Annotated in this window: 14 protein-coding genes; 8 read left to right on the forward strand and 6 right to left on the reverse strand. The window is 71.8% G+C overall.

What is annotated here, in order from left to right:
* The first annotated feature begins 30 nt into the window (after positions 1–30).
* From ABZW11_RS41900 to ABZW11_RS41910, 3 genes are read left to right on the forward strand one after another with little or no spacing between them, the layout of a single operon-like run.
* A complete protein-coding gene (locus ABZW11_RS41900) occupies positions 31–1,044 on the forward strand; it encodes an ABC transporter permease (protein WP_345385902.1) in 1,014 nt (337 codons plus the stop codon).
* The gene (locus ABZW11_RS41905; protein ID WP_355430587.1) at positions 1,041–2,066 is read left to right on the forward strand and encodes an ABC transporter ATP-binding protein; all 1,026 of its coding nucleotides are present in this window, start codon (positions 1,041–1,043) and stop codon (positions 2,064–2,066) included. Before ABZW11_RS41900 ends, ABZW11_RS41905 begins: the two co-directional genes overlap by 4 nt.
* Positions 2,067–2,098: 32 nt before the next feature.
* On the forward strand, positions 2,099–3,094 hold the full coding sequence (locus ABZW11_RS41910) for a dipeptide ABC transporter ATP-binding protein (RefSeq protein ID WP_355430620.1): 996 nt from the start codon (positions 2,099–2,101) through the stop codon (positions 3,092–3,094).
* Positions 3,095–3,126: 32 nt separating this feature from the next.
* Here ABZW11_RS41910 and ABZW11_RS41915 read toward each other — a convergent pair whose 3' ends face one another.
* From ABZW11_RS41915 to ABZW11_RS41925, 3 genes are all read right to left on the reverse strand, one after another.
* The gene (locus ABZW11_RS41915; RefSeq protein WP_355430590.1) at positions 3,127–3,810 is read right to left on the reverse strand and encodes a response regulator transcription factor; all 684 of its coding nucleotides are present in this window, start codon (positions 3,808–3,810) and stop codon (positions 3,127–3,129) included.
* Positions 3,807–4,979 carry a sensor histidine kinase gene (locus tag ABZW11_RS41920; protein ID WP_355430623.1) on the reverse strand — a complete coding sequence of 391 codons (1,173 nt, stop codon included), beginning with the start codon at positions 4,977–4,979 and terminating at the stop codon, positions 3,807–3,809. The genes ABZW11_RS41915 and ABZW11_RS41920 overlap by 4 nt, the downstream gene beginning before the upstream one ends.
* Positions 4,980–5,069: 90 nt before the next feature.
* On the reverse strand, positions 5,070–5,930 hold the full coding sequence (locus tag ABZW11_RS41925) for a RecB family exonuclease (RefSeq protein WP_355430593.1): 861 nt from the start codon (positions 5,928–5,930) through the stop codon (positions 5,070–5,072).
* 111 nt (positions 5,931–6,041) lie between these two features.
* On the opposite strand from ABZW11_RS41925, the gene ABZW11_RS41930 reads away from it, so the two are divergent.
* Both ABZW11_RS41930 and ABZW11_RS41935 read left to right on the forward strand, forming a co-directional pair.
* Positions 6,042–7,178, forward strand: a complete 1,137-nt coding sequence (locus ABZW11_RS41930) for a site-2 protease family protein (RefSeq protein ID WP_355430596.1) — start codon at positions 6,042–6,044, stop codon at positions 7,176–7,178.
* A 344-nt stretch (positions 7,179–7,522) separates the two neighbouring features.
* Positions 7,523–9,031 (forward strand): FHA domain-containing protein, encoded by a 1,509-nt coding sequence (locus tag ABZW11_RS41935; RefSeq protein WP_355430599.1) that lies wholly within the window; start codon positions 7,523–7,525, stop codon positions 9,029–9,031.
* Between the two features lie 114 nt (positions 9,032–9,145).
* On the opposite strand, the gene ABZW11_RS41940 is transcribed toward ABZW11_RS41935, so the two are convergent.
* From ABZW11_RS41940 to ABZW11_RS41950, 3 genes are all read right to left on the reverse strand, one after another.
* Complete coding sequence (locus ABZW11_RS41940; RefSeq protein ID WP_355430602.1) at positions 9,146–9,982, reverse strand: sugar nucleotide-binding protein; 837 nt, start codon at positions 9,980–9,982, stop codon at positions 9,146–9,148.
* A 319-nt stretch (positions 9,983–10,301) separates the two neighbouring features.
* Complete coding sequence (locus tag ABZW11_RS41945) at positions 10,302–10,805, reverse strand: hypothetical protein (RefSeq protein WP_355430605.1); 504 nt, start codon at positions 10,803–10,805, stop codon at positions 10,302–10,304.
* Between the two features lie 222 nt (positions 10,806–11,027).
* On the reverse strand, positions 11,028–12,122 hold the full coding sequence (locus ABZW11_RS41950; protein ID WP_355430608.1) for a GNAT family protein: 1,095 nt from the start codon (positions 12,120–12,122) through the stop codon (positions 11,028–11,030).
* Between the two features lie 55 nt (positions 12,123–12,177).
* Between ABZW11_RS41950 and ABZW11_RS41955 the strand changes: the two genes are divergently transcribed.
* The 3 genes from ABZW11_RS41955 to hypF form a co-directional block, all read left to right on the forward strand.
* Complete coding sequence (locus ABZW11_RS41955; protein WP_355430611.1) at positions 12,178–13,029, forward strand: tRNA (adenine-N1)-methyltransferase; 852 nt, start codon at positions 12,178–12,180, stop codon at positions 13,027–13,029.
* A gap of 204 nt (positions 13,030–13,233) precedes the next feature.
* Positions 13,234–14,997 carry a proteasome ATPase gene (gene arc, locus ABZW11_RS41960; protein WP_355430614.1) on the forward strand — a complete coding sequence of 588 codons (1,764 nt, stop codon included), beginning with the start codon at positions 13,234–13,236 and terminating at the stop codon, positions 14,995–14,997.
* A 341-nt stretch (positions 14,998–15,338) separates the two neighbouring features.
* A partial coding sequence (gene hypF / locus ABZW11_RS41965) for a carbamoyltransferase HypF (protein WP_355430617.1) occupies positions 15,339–17,736 on the forward strand: 2,398 nt, incomplete at its 3' end.

Raw genomic sequence — 17,736 nt, forward strand, 5'->3', positions numbered from 1 at the left:
CCCGGCGGGCGGGCCACTCGGCCGGTAGCGGTGGTCACATACATCATCAGGCGTCTGATCGGCGCGATCGCCATGCTCATATTGATCAGCATGGTCACGTTCGGCATCTTCTTCGTCGTGCCGCAGTGGGCCGGGGCGACACCCGAGGCCCTCGCGTCGCGGTACGTCGGCCGGGCGGCCACACCGGAGACCGTCCACCTGGTGGCCGAACGGCTCGGCTTCAACGACCCGGTCGTGGTGCAGTACGGCAGGTTCGTCAAGGGCCTGGTCGCCGGAGCCGAGTACGACTACGGCGCCGGCGTCGAGCAGTGCCCCGCGCCCTGCTTCGGCTACTCCTTCATCTCCGGCCAGCCCGTCTGGCCGGACCTGCTCGACCGCATGCCGACCACCTTCTCGCTGGCCATCGGCGCCGCGCTGCTGTGGGTGATCGGCGGCGTCAGCGTCGGCGTGCTGTCGGCACTGCGAAGAGGCAGCTTCTTCGACCGGATCTCCATGGGCACCGCCCTGGCCGGCGTCTCGCTGCCCATCTTCTTCACCGGCATGATCTCCCTGGTCGTCTTCAGCTACGGCCTCGGCTGGACGCCGCCGGGCGGCGCCTGGACCGACTTCACCGTCAACCCGCTGCAATGGGCGTACAACCTGCTGCTGCCGTGGATCACGCTGGCGTTCCTGTTCGCCGCCACGTACGCGCGGCTCACCCGGGCGGGCATGCTGGAGACGATGGGCGAGGACTACATCCGCACCGCCAGAGCCAAGGGCCTGCGGGAGAACCAGGTGGTGGTCAAGCACGGCCTGCGCGCCGCGCTCACCCCGATCCTGACCCTGTTCGGCATCGACTTCGGCCTGCTCATCGGCGGCGCCGTGCTCACCGAGACCACCTATACTCTGCCCGGGCTCGGCCAGTTCGCCATCCTGGCGATCAGGAACCAGGACCTGCCGCAGGTCATGGGTGTCGTGCTCGTCGCCGCCGGATTCGTGGTGGTCGCGAGCCTGGTCGTCGACCTGCTGTACGCCGTGGTCGACCCGAGGGTGAGGTTGTCGTGAGCTTCCTTGACGTCAAGGACCTGAAGATCCACTTCCCGACGGACGACGGCCTCGTCCGCTCCGTCGACGGGTTGTCGTTCAGCGTCGAGCGGGGCAAGACCCTCGGCATCGTCGGCGAGTCGGGCTCCGGCAAGAGCGTGACCAGCCTCGGCGTGCTCGGCCTGCACAAGGGCGGCCGGGCCCGCATCTCCGGCGAGATCTGGCTCGACGGCGAGGAGCTCATCGGCGCCTCCGCCGAGCACGTGCGCAGGCTGCGCGGCAAGAAGATGGCGATGATCTTCCAGGATCCGCTGTCGTCGATGCACCCCTTCTACACGGTCGGCCACCAGATCATCGAGGCGTACCGGATCCACAACGACGTCTCCAAGCAGGTCGCCCGCAAGCACGCCGTCGACATGCTCGGCCGCGTCGGCATCCCCGAGCCGGCCAGGCGCGTCGACAGCTACCCGCACGAGTTCTCCGGCGGCATGCGCCAGCGCGCCATGATCGCCATGGCGCTGTCGTGCGACCCCGAGCTGCTCATCGCCGACGAGCCGACCACCGCGCTCGACGTGACCGTCCAGGCGCAGATCCTCGACCTGATGCGCGACCTGCAGCGCGAGTTCAACTCCGCGCTCATCGTCATCACCCACGACCTGGGCGTGGTCGCCGAGCTGTCCGATGACATCCTCGTCATGTACGCCGGCAAGTGCGTCGAGTACGGCACCACCGACGACGTCTTCTACCGCCCCGAGCACCCCTACACCTGGGGCCTGCTGGGCTCCATGCCGCGGCTCGACCGCGAGCCCACCGAGCGGCTGCTGCCGATCAAGGGCTCGCCGCCGTCCCTCATCAACGTGCCGCCCGGCTGCGCCTTCCACCCCCGCTGCCCGTACGCCGAGCGCACCGCGGGCAAGGCCACGACCGAGGTGCCGGCCCTCGCCGAGACCGAGGGCGGCCACCTGGTGCGCTGCCACATGAGCAGGGACGAGCGGCAGAGCCTGTGGGTTAACGAGATCAAGCCAGTGCTGGAGACCCGGTGAGCGACAACGAGCTGCTTCTTTCCGTGCAGGACATGGAGAAGCACTTCCCCGTGACGAAGGGCCTGCTCAAAAGGCAGGTCGGCGCCGTCAAGGCGGTCGACGGAATCAGCTTCGAGGTGTACAAGGGCGAGACGCTCGGCCTGGTGGGGGAGTCCGGCTGCGGCAAGTCCACCACGGGACGCCTGGTCACCCGCCTGCTGGAGCCCACCGCCGGCAAGGTGGTCTTCGAGGGCCAGGACATCACGCACATGAGCCAGGGCCGGCTGCGGCCGCTCCGGCGCGACATGCAGATGATCTTCCAGGACCCCTACTCGTCGCTCAACCCCCGCCACACCGTCGGCGCCATCGTCGGCGCGCCGTTCCGCATCCAGGGCGTGCAGACCGAGCACGGCGTCAAGAAGGCCGTCCAGGACATCCTGGAGCTGGTCGGGCTCAACCCCGAGCACTACAACCGCTACCCCCACGAGTTCTCCGGGGGGCAGCGCCAGCGCATCGGCATCGCGCGCACGCTCGCGCTCAAGCCCAAGCTGATCATCGCCGACGAGCCGGTCTCCGCGCTCGACGTGTCCATCCAGGCCCAGGTCGTCAACCTGCTGGAGGACCTGCAGCGCGAGCTGGACCTGACCTACGTCGTGATCGCCCACGACCTGTCGGTGGTGCGGCACATCAGCGACCGCGTCGCCGTGATGTACCTCGGCAAGATCGTCGAGGTGGCCGACCGCAAGCAGCTCTACACCTCGCCGATGCACCCGTACACCAACGCGCTGCTGTCGGCCGTGCCCGTGCCCGACCCCAAGGGCGCCAAGGGACGCGAGCGCATCCGCCTCACCGGCGACGTGCCGAGCCCGCTCAACCCGCCGCCCGCCTGCCGCTTCCACACCCGCTGCTGGAAGGCGCAGGAGATCTGCAAGACGGTCGAGCCGCCGCTGCAGGAGCTGGCCACCGGCCACCAGGTGGCCTGCCACTTCCCGGAGAACGCCCCCGGGACGCCCGGGACGCCCGGGACGCCCGCCGCCAAGGCGGGCTAGGCGCACCTCCGCGCGCCGGGCGCCTCCTTGCCCTAGGAGATGGCGCCCGGCGTGATCAACCCGGTCTCGTACGCCAGCACCACGGCCTGCACCCGGTCACGCAGCCCCAGCTTCGTCAGCACGTTGCCGACGTGCGTCTTGACCGTCGTCTCGCTCACCACGAGCTTGGCCGCGATCTCCGCGTTGGACATGCCCTTGGCGATGAGCCGCAGCACCTCCAGCTCCCGCTCGGTCAGCCGGTCGAGCCGCGCGGGCGTCGCCTGCTCGTACGCCGACGGCAGCCGCGTCGCGAACCTGTCGAGCAGCCGCCGCGTCACGCTCGGCGCCACGATCGCGTCGCCCGCCGCCACCACCCTGATCGCCTGCACCAGCTCGTCGGGCGGCACGTCCTTCAGCAGGAACCCCGACGCCCCCGAGCGCAGCGCCTCCACGATGTACTCGTCGAGGTCGAACGTGGTCAGCACCAGCACCTTCGGCACGTGCGCGGCGGGCGCCGCCTCCCGCACGATGCGGCGGGTCGCCTCGATGCCGTCGACCCCCGGCATGCGGATGTCCATCAGCACGACGTCCGGCAGCAACGCCCTCGTCTGCTCCTGCGCGTCCTTGCCGTCGCCCGCCTGGCCCACCACCGTGATGTCGGGCTCGGCCTCGAGGATCAGGCGGAAACCGGTGCGCAGCAGCGGCTGGTCGTCCACCAGCAGCACTCTGATCGTCATTGGCCGTCCTTCAACGGGAACCGGGCCCGCACGTCGAAACCGCCCCCCGGCAGCGGACCGATGTTCAGGATTCCACCATAGAGCGTGACACGTTCGCGAATGCCGACCAAGCCGTGCCCTTCGGACCTGGGCTCCCCGGCCGCCGCGCCCACGCCGTCGTCCTCCACCCGCACGTCCAGCTCGCCCGGCTCGTAGCGGACCGTCACCGTCGCCTTCGCGCCCGCGCCCGCGTGCCGCAGGCTGTTGGTCAGCGCCTCCTGCACCGTCCGGTACGCCGCCAGGTCCACCCCCGCCGGCAGCGCCACCTCGGTGCCCTCCACCCGCAGCCGCACCGGCAGGCCCGCCTCCCGCATCAGCTCCACCAGCGCGGGCAGGTCGCGCACGGCCGGCTGCGGGCCCAGCTCCGCCTGCGCGTCCGTGCGCAGCACGCCCACGATGTTGCGCATCTCCGTCATCGCCAGCCGCCCGGTGTGCTCCACCGCCGACAGCGCCTCACGCGCCAGCTCGGGATCGGTGGCCAGCACCCGCCGCGCGGCCGCCGCCTGCACCGTCATCACGCTCACGTGGTGGGCCACCACGTCGTGCAGCTCGCGGGCGATGCGCGAACGCTCCTCCGCCCGCGCCGCCCTGGTGTCGGCCGCGTGCGCCCGCTCCAGCCGCGCCGCACGGTCCTTGAGCTCCTCCATGTACGCCCGGCGCAGCCGCAGGCTCCTGCCCGCCCCCCACACCGCCACCAGCACCACGGCGACGATGACGTACTGATTCCAGGCCACCGGCCCGACGGGACCCGCCGCCGCGCCCGCGAGATACGCCACCAGCGACACCACCAGCGCCACCAGCGAGATCGCCAGCCCCCGGTGCGAGGCCACCGAGTACAGCAGCACCATCCCCGACAGGCTCGACGTGCCCGTGCCGTAGCCGAGCGAGCTGAGCAGCGTCTCGGGGACCAGGCCCGCCCACAGGGCGCTCAGCGGCCAGCGCCGCCGCACCACGATGGGGGCGCAGGCCAGCACCACCAGCAGCCCGCCGAACGCGTCCGGTGGCCGCATGCCGTGCACCGGCAGCCCTTCGGCCTGCAGCCGCTCGGGCCCGTAGAGCACGAACAGCGCCACGGAGGCCACGGCCACCACCCCGGCGAGCACCGTGTCGTGGAGCCTGCTCCGATCCATGCGCACCGCTTCACTGTAAGACCAGGTGAGAGCCCGCAACCTCCTCCCACGGGAGGAAAAGCACCCATCTGATCCCCGAACCGTGGGCGGTCAGAGCTCGTCGGTCGCCGACCGCCGGCTGCTGCGCACGGTGTCGCCCGGCTGCCGGTCGGGCACCGGGGGAGGGGTGCCGCCGAACTCGGGGCACAGCGCCTGATGGTCGCACCAGTCGCACAATCTGCTGCGCCGCGCCCGCCACTCGCCGGTCTCCAGCGACCGCTCGATCGCCGCCCACAGCGCCATCACCTTGCGCTCGGTGGCCAGCAGGTCGGCCTCGTCGGGCGCGTACCGCAGCACCTCGCCCTGCCCGCCCAGATAGACCAGCTGCAGCAGCCGCGGCACCGCGCCGCGCAGCCGCCACAGCACCAGCGCGTAGAACTTCATCTGGAACAGCGCCTTGGCCTCGAAGTCCGGCCCGGGCGCGCTGCCCGTCTTGTAGTCGACCACCCGGACCTCGCCGGTCGGCGCCACGTCGATCCTGTCGACGTAGCCGCGCAGCATCAGCCCGCCGTCGAGCACCGCCTCCACATAGAGCTCGCGCTCGGCCGGCTCCAGCCGCGTCGGGTCCTCCAGCGTGAAGTAGCGCTCCAGCATGCCGCGCGCCTGCGCCAGCCACTCGGCCTGCTCCGCCTCGTCGGCGAACATCTGCGCGTATTGGGGGTCGTCGGCCAGCAGCCGCTCCCACTGCGGCTCCAGCAGCTCCAGCGCCGCCTGGACCGAGCGGCGCGGCGCGGGCAGGTCATAGAGCCGCTCCAGCACCGCGTGGACCACCGTGCCGCGCACCGCCGCCTGCGACGGCTTCTCGGGGAGCTGGTCGATCACCCGGAAGCGGTAGAGCAGGGGACAGGTCATGAAATCGCCCGCCCGGGACGGGGAGAGAGCTCCGATGATCACCGGCTCGGTCAACGTCATGCACCGCACTCTAGGTCAAGACGCCGACAGAATAACCTTCGCGGAACCAGGATCACGTGATCCGGCGCGTAGCATCAAGGCAGCAACAGCACGTATTGGACGAGGAGTGCGGTGAGCGAGCAGAGCCCGCGGCAGGAGTTCTCCGGACTACGCATGGGCAGACCCTTCGGCATTCCGGTGTACGTCTCCTGGACGTGGTTCCTGGTGGCGGGCTTCATCACCGTGATGTTCGGGCCACAGATGCGGCAGATGCTGCCGTACCTGGACGAGTTCGCCGCCTACGGAGTCGCGTTCGTCTTCGCGGTCCTCCTCTACGTCTCCGTGCTGCTGCACGAGCTGGCGCACAGCGTGCTCGCCAAGGCCTACGGCCTGCCCGTCCGCCGCATCACCCTCTACCTCCTGGGCGGCGTCTCCGAGATCGAGAAGGAACCGCCCACCCCCGGCAAGGAGTTCACGGTCGCCGCCGCGGGGCCCGCGCTGTCGCTCGCGCTGGCCGGCCTCGGCGGGCTCGCCGACCTCTTCCTCATCAACGACGGCGGCATCCTCGAGGTGCTCACCTGGCAGCTGTGGTTCGCCAACCTCATCGTCGGCGTCTTCAACCTGCTGCCGGGGCTGCCGCTCGACGGCGGCAGGATGCTGCGCGCCGGCGTGTGGAAGCTGGCGGGCAACCCCGGCTCGGGCACCGTCGTGGCCGCCTGGGGCGGGCGGGTGCTGGCCGTGGCGCTCGTGGCCTTCCCGCTGGTGACCGCGCTGACCAGCGAGCGCGACTTCGACTTCGCCGACCTGGTGTGGCCGCTGGTGCTGGCCTCGTTCATCTGGATGGGAGCAAGCCAGTCGCTGCGCGTCGCCAAGATCCGGGCCCGGATCCCGCAGGTCAACGCCCGTACGCTGGCCCGCAGGGCGATCCCCGTCACCGCCGAGACACCGCTCTCCGAGGCGCTGCGCCAGGCCGGCGAGCAGCGGGCGGGCGCCATGGTCGTCGTCGACCACGAGGGCAGGCCGGTGGCCATCGTGCACGAGGCGGCCGTCCAGGCCACCCCCGAGCACCGCCGCCCCTGGGTCAACGTCGGCTCGCTGGCCAAGTCGCTCGAGCGCACCATGATCCTGGGCGCCGACCTGGCGGGCGAGGCGCTCATCGAGGCCATGCGCGACGCCCCCGGCAGCGAATACCTGCTCGTCGAGCCCGGCGGCGAGATCTACGGGGTGCTCGCCACCGCCGATGTGAACAAGGTTTTCATCGGCGTCTGATTTGTCCCACTCGTTTAAGCGGCGGCCCATCGATAGGGTCGTGTCCAGCAGTTTCGCGCCGGCCGCCGCCGGTCCCCATGCGATTTCTGCGATGCGACGACTGGCCGATAGTGTTCTGTTTGGCCAAACTTGCACAGTTAAGAGGTTTGTTGCGGCCCACCGGTTCATCGAATCGAGACGACGGGGCCGCGACACGGCCTCCGCGTCTGGGTATGCGTATGGCTGGTGGCCAGCACGGCAGTGCGGGGTGCCGTAACATCGCCGGCTTCCGGGGAGGAGAGTTGAGTGACCGAGCGCAGCGAGGGCACCGATGAGCGCAGCACGGTCGTCTTGAGGGAGGACGCATGACCGCCCATGGATTCGGAGTGGTGCGTCCGCTTCCTGGAAACGGGCTCGTCGCCTACACCGGCGGCCTGCTGCTGGTGTGCGACTCGGCCGAGTCCGCCGCCGACGCGCTGCTCGAAGCGCTGCGCGAGACGGCCGAATCAGGCGGCGACGGCCGCGCCCTGGCCCGCCGCGCCGCGCAGGTGCTGGCGGCCAACATGGCGGGCGACCCGGCCGCCTGCGCCGTCGCGGGCCCCGTCGGCGACGGCGTCGCCGTCCTCGTCAGCGGCTCCGCCTCCGCCACCGTCACCACTCCTGGCGGCGACACGCGGCTGGCCGGCAGCGACTCCCTGACCTGGGCCGACCGCCTCGTCACCGGCCCCGTCGACCGCGTCGAGCTCAGCCTGCCCGGCGCCGGCAGCCCCCACCACGCCGTCCGCTTCGACGGCGGCGTCGTCCACGGCGGCGGCCTCATCGGCGACCTCACCGACCAGCCCGCCCCGCAGCCGCCGGCCCCGGCCAGGATGCTGACCAGCGAAATGCCGGCCACCGGCCTGCACATGGAGCCCGACCTCATCCAGCCGCCCGCCCAGCAGCCGCCGCCCGCCCCGCCGGAGCCGGTGCAGCAGCCCGCCGAGCAGCGGCCCCCCTACCCGCTGGCCGACCAGCCCCCGCTCACGCCTGGGCCGCAGTCGGGCCCCCAGCCCGCCCACTCGGGTCCCCAGCCCGTCCACCCGGCCCCCGAGCCGCCGCCCTACCAGCCCGAGCCCTCCTACCAGCCCGAGCCCTCCTACCAGCAGCAGGATTCCGGCTACCACGAGCCGCCCGCCTACCTCACCCCTCCCGAGCCGCCCTACCCGCCGGCGCAGGAGCAGCAGCAGTTCCCCACCTACGACGAGCCGCAGCCCTCCGGCAACGGCTCGGGCGACCACCCGGTGCCCCAGCACATGGGCCCGCCCGACCACTACGACCAGCCCGCGCCGCCCGTGCTCGGCCCGCCCGACCAGTTCGACCACCCGGGCCCGCCGCAGCAGGAGCAGCCCGAGCAGGGCGACCGGCCGATGGTCTACGGCGTCGACTGCAAGAACGACCACTTCAACGACCCGCGCGTGCCCTACTGCGCGGTCTGCGGCATCGCCCTCGTCCAGCGCACCCTCGTCCCCTACAAGGGCCCGCGCCCCTCGCTCGGCGTCCTCATCCTCGACGACGGCACCGCGCTGCCCCTCGAGAGCGACTACCTGCTCGGCCGCGACCCCGAGCGCGCCCCCGAAGTGGCCGGCGGCAGCGCCAGGCCCGCCAAGGTGACGAGCCCCGACGGCTCGGTCTCCCGGCGCCACCTGCGCGTCGCCCTCGACGGCTGGGACGTCAACCTGGTCGACCTGGGCTCCGTCAACGGCACCCAGATCCAGCCGCCCGGCGACCCCAACTTCTACGACATCCCGCCCAACGAACCCGTCACCATCGCGCCGGGCACCACCGTCCGCGTCGGCGTCTCCCGCACCCTGCGCTTTGAGGCCCACCGCGGCTGACCCCCCGTTCCCAACGCCGAGGCGCCCGCCCCTCCGGACTCGTTCCGGAGGGACGGGCGCCTCGCGTTGGGTCGAGGTGCGGGCGGAGCCGCGTGCCGTCGAGGCGGCCTGCTGTCAGGACCGGGTGGGTTCGAGGAACTCCGAGAAGCCGCGGAGGCGGACCTGGAGACGGCGCTGGGTGGCCGAGCAGTCCAGGTGGACCGCCAGCGGGCCCCGTACTCCTGCGGTGGCGCGGAGGCCGGGGCGCAGGCGTTCCTCAGGCAGGCCGTCTCTGCGGGCGATGAGCAGGCCCAGCTCGTAGCGGCTCACGGCCTCGGGGCCCGCCACGTGGTGGACGCCCGGCAGGTCGCGCCCGGCGAGCTCCAGCAGGGCCGCCGCCAGGTCCGCGACGTGGACGGGGCAGCGTACGTCGTCCGTGAACAGCACGCCCGAGGCCGAGCCGGTCGCCAGCGCGCGCACGAACGTCTCCTGGGCCGAGCCGCCGCCACCGACGATCAGGGACGTCCTGACGATCGCCGCCCCCGGCACCAGGGCCCGCACGGCGGTCTCTGCCGCCGCCTTGGCCGCCCCGTACGGGTTGACCGGGTCGGGCGGGCACGTCTCGTCATAGGAGGGGGCGTCCCCGGAGAAGACGGCGTCGCTGGAGACGTGCACCAGCCGGCCACCCGAGCGGGCGACCGCCGCCGCCACGTGCGCCGCCCCGTCCGCCGTGGTGGCCCAGTCACCCGACCGGTACGCCGCGTTGATCGTCACATCGGGACGGAACCCGCCGACCACCTCCGCCACGGCCGCCCGCGACCGCACATCCACAGGGAACCACTCGGCCGGCCCGGCCCCGCCGCCCGCCGGACCGCTGAAGCGGGTCGCCCCCACCACGTGGCCCAGCCCGGCGCACAGCCGGACCAGCTCGCCGCCCAGGAACCCGCTGCCACCCACGATCAGCACCCTCATGAGCGGCCACGCTACAACCTCCTCAGGAGGAGGCCGGATCCCCGGCGCGGTCGGGGATCCGGCTGCCCGCGGGGAGCGGCGGAATGACCGGCGAAATCCACAACTCCCGGAAATTCGAATTACTCTCTCCATCCGGCCCAATAGGGACATCTTTCCTTACGGGCACGCGATCACCGGCCCCCTCCACGGGGAAAAGCACCCTGGGACCGGTCGTCCCGATCCTCGCGATCCGGCCTGTCCCGAAGCAGCCGGGGATCAGCGGGGGGATCACTGCGGGGGATCACTGCGGGGGATCAGAGCGGGGGATCAGAGCGGAGGATCAGAGCGGAGAAGGCCGGAAGGCCCGTACGCCGCGCAACAGCCGCACCGCCGCCTCCATCCCGCTCGCCGCCTCCAGAGCCCGGCCCGCCGCCGTCGCGTACCGGCTCAGCAGATGCTCGTCGGCGTCGCAGAACTCCCGCCCCGCGACCCACACGAACGCGTGATCCCGCGCCGACACCGGCACGGACGCCGCCAGGAAACCGGGCTCGCCCACCGACTCGTCCCTGGCCAGGCGCAGCGCCTGCCGGGAGGTGGCCAGCTCCTTCAGCACGCCCGACTCGCGCAGCCACGCCCGCACGCGCAGCGGGTCGCCGGGCGGGCCGTGCACGTGGACGCAGCACGCGTCCTGCCGCAGCGGGTCCACGCGGACGAACCCCGCGTACGCGGTGCCCGCGACCGCGGCGGCGGCACGCGCCAGCCGATCGATCAGATCCGTGAGCTCCACGCCGGAGAACACGGTGATGAGTTCACGCACGGCGACATCGACACGGTTGTATGGCATCGCGGTGATCCCTCGAGGCGGGAGGGGGCGAGCTCGCGCAGCCCGTTCGCACGAAACTCACCTGCGGGTGCCCTGACTATCGCCCCCGACGCGGCTCTTGACCAGCCTCTAACAGGAAATCGGGATTTTTGCTCACTCGTGACGCTCGTCCCGTCACGGAGGCCCCATCCGTCCCCGAATCGGCGCGGCCGACGGCCCTCGCCGGCCGCGCCTCATCGCCGCTCAGCACCCGGAGCGGACGACCGCCCAGTAGACGTCGTCGGCCCGCGTCCCGTCCCGCTTCGGCAGCAACTCCCGGTGCAGCCCCTCCCGCTGAAACCCGGCCCGCTCCAGCACCGCGTGCGAGGCCGTGTTCATGGCGTCGGTGCCGGCCACGATCCGGTGCAGCGGCGTCGCCGCGAACGCCCAATCGACCAGCAGCCGCACGGCCCGCGTCATGAACCCGCGCCCGCGGAACTCCGGCACCAGCGAGTAGCCGATCATCGCCTGCCCCAGCGCCGGCGTGACCTGCATGAGCTGCAGATGCCCCGCGAAGGCGTCGGAGGCGGCGTCCCTGATCGCCAGCTCGATGCGCTGCCCCGACCGCCACCAGTAGGCGGTGTAGCGGCAGCGCCGCTCGTCGTCCTCCAGCGAGGTCGGCGGCCCCACCGAGAAGGCGGACACGCTCGGCTCGGCCATCATCCGGTGGAAGTCGCCCGCGTCGCCCGGTCCCATCGGCGCGAGCCGCACCACGCCGTCGCTCAGCTCACCGCCGGGAAAGAACGGCAGGTACGGCTCAGTGCCCGCCACCCCCTCGCCCCGCAGCCTGGCGAACGTCACGACGTCGGCCCACCGCCCGTCACGCAGCCGCACCGCGTCACGCCGCCGGCCCTCCTCGACGAACCCGGCACGGTAGGCCATCCGCAGCGCCGGCACGTTCTCCACCTCGGCCTGCACCTCGACCCTGCGCACCCCGTGGTCGAACAGCCAGTCGGTCACCGCCCGCACCGCCGTCGCCGCCACGCCGCCGCCCCGGGCCCGCGGCGCCACCAGGCAGCCCAGCCCGGACGTCTCGTAGTGGTCGGGCGGGCTCGCCCAGACGCCGCCGGCGTAGCGGCCGTCGCGGACGATCGCGTACGCCGCACCGCCGTCCTCCCACCGCACCGCCGCCCGCTTGACCTCCGCCAGCGCCTCCTCCACGGCGTACGGCCGGGGCAGCCACGGCAGGAACCGCCCCGTCACCGCGTCGCCGCACGCCTCGGCGATCGCCGCCGCGTCCGCTTCCACAGGGGGACGCAGGATGAGCGGGCCGGTGGAGATCACGTCGCGAGGGAGCATCCCCCATAGATATCGTGCGTCCTGACGCGCCCGAAAGCCCTATAACCTTGCCGCCATGGGTTTCCGCAGGCATGGGCCTTTCCAGGCAGGGGATCAGGTGCAGCTCACCGACCCCAAGAACAAGCGCCACACGATCACGCTCAAAGAGGACGGCGTCTTCCACACCCACAAGGGCGCCATCCCCCACAGCGACCTGATCGGGCAGCCCGAGGGCTCCGTGGTGCGCTCGTCCGGCGGCACCCAATACCTCGCCTTCCGCCATCTGCTGCAGGACTACACGCTCGCGATGCCGCGCGGCGCGGCGGTCATCTACCCCAAGGACGCCTCGATGATCGTCGGCATGGCCGACGTCTTCCCCGGCGCCCGCGTCATCGAGGCCGGCGTCGGCTCCGGCGCGCTGACCTGCTTCCTGCTGCGCGCGGTCGGCCCCGACGGCCACGTCACCTCCTACGAGCGCCGCGAGGAGTTCGCCGACGTGGCGCGCAAGAACGTCGAGAAGTTCTACGGCGGCCCGATGGACGACAACTGGCGCCTGGTCGTGGGCGACCTCGTGGCCTCCATCGACGAGGCCGACGTCGACCGCGTCATCCTCGACATGCTGGCCCCGTGGGAGTGCGTCGACGCCGCCGCCAAGGCCCTCACGCCGGGCGGCGTGATCTGCTGCTACGTCGCCACGACCACGCAGATGTCCAAGACGGTCGAGGCCATTCGCGATCACGGGTGTTTCACCGAGCCGCATGCGTGGGAGACCCTGGTTCGCGACTGGCACGTCGAAGGGCTCGCCGTACGGCCTGATCACCGCATGATCGGCCACACCGGGTTCCTCGTCTCCGCCCGCCGCATGGCCGACGGCGTGACCCCGCCGCCGCGCCGCCGCCGACCGAAGGGGACGACTGAAGAACTATGACAATTTGGCCACGAGGGCGCGTTGGTGCGTGACACGGGAACAGATCGTCGTGTTCCTATGCTGGGAGTATTAAACGCACTATTGGGGATTATTCGCCGAATACTGAATGTCACTCTACGAACACTGCCCGGCCAGGTTACGGAGGGGCCCGAGATAGGTAAGGTCCTTAGTAGTCGCCCTCGACTGGGAAGGAGGTGACGGGGCGTGGCAGCTCGCGATGATGCTGAGGCTCGAGCCGCGCAGCGCGAACGGGAGGTCGCTGATCTTTCAACACAGGTCTCCTTCCTCCAGGAGGAGATCACCGCGCTGAGGCGGAAGCTGGCCGAGTCACCCCGTCAGGCCAGGGTCCTCGAAGAACGTCTCCATGAGGCACAGGCGAATCTCGCGGCCGTGACAGGCCAGAACGAGCGCCTGGTCGCCACACTCAAGGAGGCCCGGGACCAGATCGTCGCTCTCAAGGAGGAGGTCGACCGGCTGGCGCAGCCGCCATCCGGCTTCGGCACCTTCCTCGAGGCCAGAGAAGACGGCACGATCGAGGTGTTCACCGGCGGCCGCAAGCTCCGGGTGAACGTCAGCCCGTCCGTCGACGTCGACTCGCTGCGGCGTGGCCAGGAGGTCATGCTCAACGAGGCGCTCAACGTGGTCGAAGCCCTCGGCTACGAAGAGGTCGGCGAGATCGTGATGCTCAAAGAACTGCTCGACGAGGGCAAGCGGGCCCTGGTCATCTCGCACGCCGACGAAGAGCGCGTCGTGCGACTGGCCGAGTCGCTCGTCGGCCAGCCCATCAGGGCCGGCGACTCGCTCCTGCTCGAACCTCGCTCCGGCTACGTCTACGAGCGCATACCCAAGTCCGAAGTCGAAGAGCTCGTGCTCGAAGAGGTCCCCGACATCTCCTACGAGGAGATCGGCGGCCTCATGCGGCAGATCGAGCAGATCAGGGACGCCATCGAGCTGCCCTACCTGCACTCCGACCTGTTCCGCGAGCACAAGCTCCGTCCCCCGAAGGGCGTGCTGCTCTACGGCCCGCCCGGATGCGGCAAGACGCTCATCGCCAAGGCCGTCGCCAACTCCCTGGCCAAGCAGGTCGCGGAGAAGACCGGCCAGTCCGGCAAGAGCTTCTTCCTCAACATCAAGGGCCCGGAACTGCTCAACAAGTACGTCGGCGAGACCGAGCGGCACATCCGCCTGGTCTTCCAGCGGGCCCGCGAAAAGGCCTCAGAGGGCACCCCGGTGATCGTGTTCTTCGACGAGATGGACTCGATCTTCCGCACCCGAGGCTCCGGCGTGTCCTCCGACGTGGAGAACACCATCGTCCCTCAGCTGCTGTCGGAGATCGACGGCGTCGAGGGCCTGGAGAACGTCATCGTCATCGGCGCCTCCAACCGCGAGGACATGATCGACCCGGCGATCCTGCGGCCCGGCCGCCTGGACGTCAAGATCAAGATCGAGCGGCCCGACGCCGAGGCGGCCAAGGACATCTTCTCGAAGTACCTCGTCTCCGACCTGCCTCTGCACCCCGACGACCTCGCGGAGCACTCCGGCTCCCGCGAGGCCACCATCCAGGGGATGATCCAGAGCGTGGTCGAACGCATGTACACCGAGAGCGAGGAGAACCGCTTCCTCGAGGTGACCTACGCCAACGGCGACAAGGAAGTCCTCTACTTCAAGGACTTCAACTCCGGCGCGATGATCCAGAACATCGTCGACCGGGGCAAGAAGATGGCCATCAAGCAGTTCCTCGAAACCGGCCAGAAGGGCCTGCGGGTGCAGCACCTGCTCACGGCCTGCGTGGACGAGTTCTCCGAGAACGAGGACCTGCCCAACACCACCAACCCCGACGACTGGGCCCGCATCTCCGGCAAGAAGGGCGAGCGGATCGTCTACATCCGCACGCTGGTCTCCGGCAAGCAGGGCACAGAAGCCGGCCGGTCCATCGACACCGTCGCCAACACCGGCCAATACCTGTAGAACCTCTCGGACGGCAGGGCCGCGCGGCCACCACCGCGCGGCCCTGCCGCATGTTCCCGCCCTGCTCGCGACTCGCGCTGCTCGCGACTCTGCTGCCTGTGACGCGACCGCCCGCCCACGGCGGGGCTGTCCTCGCCGAGGGGGGAGCGGTGGGCCATTTCGGACAGGTCGTAGCGCCTCGGACGCGACGCAGGTTTCGGACCTGCCGGTGGGTTTCGGACCGCGCCCAGCCCTCACGCGTGTCCCGTACGTCCAGGAAGGACGGAAACGTCCGTCCATGCGGCGCGCCGACACGAGCCGATACGCATGCACGCCACCCCCGACAGGCGCACACTGGCCCTGTGACCACGCTCAAACGGGTAGACGTGCACGTCGAAGGCATCGTCCAGGGGGTGGGCTTCCGCCCGTTCGTCCACTCGCTCGCCAACCGCCTGGGCCTGTCGGGCCGGGTGCGGGGCGACGTCACCGGCGTGCACATCGAAGTCGAGGGCGCCTGCCAAGGCGTCGAGGACTTCCTCACCGCACTCGAACGCGACGCCCCCGCCCTGTCCGAGATCGAACGCGTCACCGTCGTCAGCGGCGAACCCGCAGGCCACCACGGCTTCACCATCGCCACGACCGACCCCGCCAGGCCCCGCGCCGCCGCCACCCTCGCCGACACCGCCACCTGCGACGACTGCCTGCGCGAACTGACCGACCCCAACGACCGCCGCCACCGCTACCCCTTCACCGGCTGCGCGAACTGCGGCCCCCGCCTCAGCATCACCCGAGCCCTGCCGGGCGACCGGCCCCACACCACCATGGCGCCCTTCACCATGTGCGCCGACTGCGCCCGCGAACACGACGACCCCGCGAGCCGCCGCCACCACGACCCCGCAGCCTGCTGCCCCGCCTGCGGCCCCACCCTGACGCTGCGCGACCCGCGCGGCACCGAACTGTGCGGCGACCCCATCGCCTGCGCCGCCGCCCTCCTGCGCGTCGGCCGCGTCGTCGCCGTCAAAGGGCTCGGCGGCTACCACCTCGCCGTCGCCGCCACCGGCGAACGGGCCGCCGCCACCCTGCGCGGCCGCAAGCACCGGGCGGAGGAGCCGTTCACCGTCATGGCCGCCGACCTCGCCCAGGCCCGGCAGTACTGCGACCTCGACGACACCGCCGCCGCCCTCCTCACCGGCCCCGCCCGCCCCGTCGTGCTGCTACCCCTCCGCCCAGACGCCCCCATCGCCCCCTCAGCCGCCCCACCCGTCGCCTCGTCGGCTGTGCCCGGGGTCGCGTCCGCTGGCGCGCCGGGACGCCGCACGCTCGGGATCGCCCTCCCCGCCACGCCGCTGTACCACCTCCTGCTCGCCGAACTCGGCGCGCCCCTGGCGCTCACCGGCGGCGACGTCGCGGGGGAGCCCCTCGCGTACGAGGACGCCGACGCGCTCACCCGGCTGTCCGGCATCGCCGACGCCTTCCTCACCCACGACCGCGCCATTCACAGCCGCGCCGACGACACCGTCCTGCGCCCCATCGCCGGGGAGATCACCGTGCTGCGCCGGGGTCGCGGCCACGCCCCGGAACCCATCACCCTGCGCCGCCCCGCCCCACGCCCCGTCCTCGCCTGCGGCGCCACCGTCGCCGGCACCTTCTGCCTGCTGCAAGGGCGCCGCGCCCACCTCTCCCAGCACCTCGGCGACCTCGACGACCACGACACCCTGCGCACCTTCGCCGCGACCATCGACCACTACCAGGCCCTGCTCGGCATCCACCCCGAGATCGTCGCCCACGACGCGCACCCCGGCCACCTCGCCACCCGCCACGCCCTGGAGCTCACCGGCGTCGACCACGTCGCCGTCCAGCACCACCACGCCCACGTCGCCGCCTGCCTGGCCGACAACGGCGACCTCGGCCCCGTCATCGGCGTCGTCCTCGACGGGCTCGGCCACGGCCCCGACGGCACCCTGTGGGGCGGGGAGTTCCTGCGCGCCGACCTCACCGGCTACCAGCGCCTCGCCCACCTCGCCCCGGTGCCCATGCCGGGCGGGCCCGCCGCCGCCCGCCGCCCCTGGCGCATGGCCGCCGCCTACCTGCGCGACCACCCCTGCAGCCCCGACCTGCGCGACCGGCTCGCCGGCGCACTCCAGCAGGCCGGCACCGGCCAGGAAGCGCCGCTCACGTCCAGCGCGGGCCACCTGTTCGACGCCGTCGCCGCCCTGCTCGGCCTGCTCGGCACCATCACGTACGAGGGGCAAGCCGCGGCCGAACTCGAACAGCTCACCGACCCGGGCGAAACCGGCGCCTACCCGGCCGCCCTGCGACAGACCGCCGGGCTTGTGGCCGCAGGGCCATCCCCGGCCGGGCCGACCGCCGCTGAAACGACCCCCGGCGGGCTGACCGCCGCGGGGCTGACCGCCGCTGAGCAGGCCCGTGCTGAGCAGGCCCATGCTGCGCCGGCCCCCGTCGGCGGTCTCCTCGTCCTGGAGGCGGCCGATCTCGTGCGGGCCGCCGCCGACGACCTCACCGCCGGCACCGACCCCGCCGTCATCGCCGGACGCTTCCACAACGGGCTCGCCGCCGCCGTCACCCGCACCTGCGCCGCCCTCAGGCAGGCCACCGGCCTCACCGCCGTCGCGCTCACCGGCGCGCTCTTCCAGAACGCGCTCCTGCTCGAACGCACCCTGCAGCGGCTGCGGGCGGCCGGGTTCCGGGTCCTGCGGCACGTACGCGTGCCACCCGGCGACGGCGGGCTCAGCCTCGGCC

Source organism: Nonomuraea sp. NPDC004580, assembly GCF_040609855.1.
Classification (GTDB): domain Bacteria; phylum Actinomycetota; class Actinomycetes; order Streptosporangiales; family Streptosporangiaceae; genus Nonomuraea; species Nonomuraea salmonea.

Excerpts from the sequence above, each read along its gene's own strand:
- ABZW11_RS41955 (WP_355430611.1), top strand. The coding sequence starts at position 12,178 with ATGGGTTTCCGCAGGCATGGGCCTTTCCAGGCAGGGGATCAGGTGCAG.
- ABZW11_RS41935 (WP_355430599.1), top strand. The coding sequence starts at position 7,523 with ATGACCGCCCATGGATTCGGAGTGGTGCGTCCGCTTCCTGGAAACGGG.
- ABZW11_RS41920 (WP_355430623.1), bottom strand. The coding sequence starts at position 4,979 with ATGGATCGGAGCAGGCTCCACGACACGGTGCTCGCCGGGGTGGTGGCC.
- ABZW11_RS41910 (WP_355430620.1), top strand. The coding sequence starts at position 2,099 with ATGGAGAAGCACTTCCCCGTGACGAAGGGCCTGCTCAAAAGGCAGGTC.
- ABZW11_RS41915 (WP_355430590.1), bottom strand. The coding sequence starts at position 3,810 with ATGACGATCAGAGTGCTGCTGGTGGACGACCAGCCGCTGCTGCGCACC.
- ABZW11_RS41950 (WP_355430608.1), bottom strand. The coding sequence starts at position 12,122 with ATGCTCCCTCGCGACGTGATCTCCACCGGCCCGCTCATCCTGCGTCCC.
- ABZW11_RS41940 (WP_355430602.1), bottom strand. The coding sequence starts at position 9,982 with ATGAGGGTGCTGATCGTGGGTGGCAGCGGGTTCCTGGGCGGCGAGCTG.
- ABZW11_RS41925 (WP_355430593.1), bottom strand. The coding sequence starts at position 5,930 with ATGACGTTGACCGAGCCGGTGATCATCGGAGCTCTCTCCCCGTCCCGG.
- ABZW11_RS41945 (WP_355430605.1), bottom strand. The coding sequence starts at position 10,805 with ATGCCATACAACCGTGTCGATGTCGCCGTGCGTGAACTCATCACCGTG.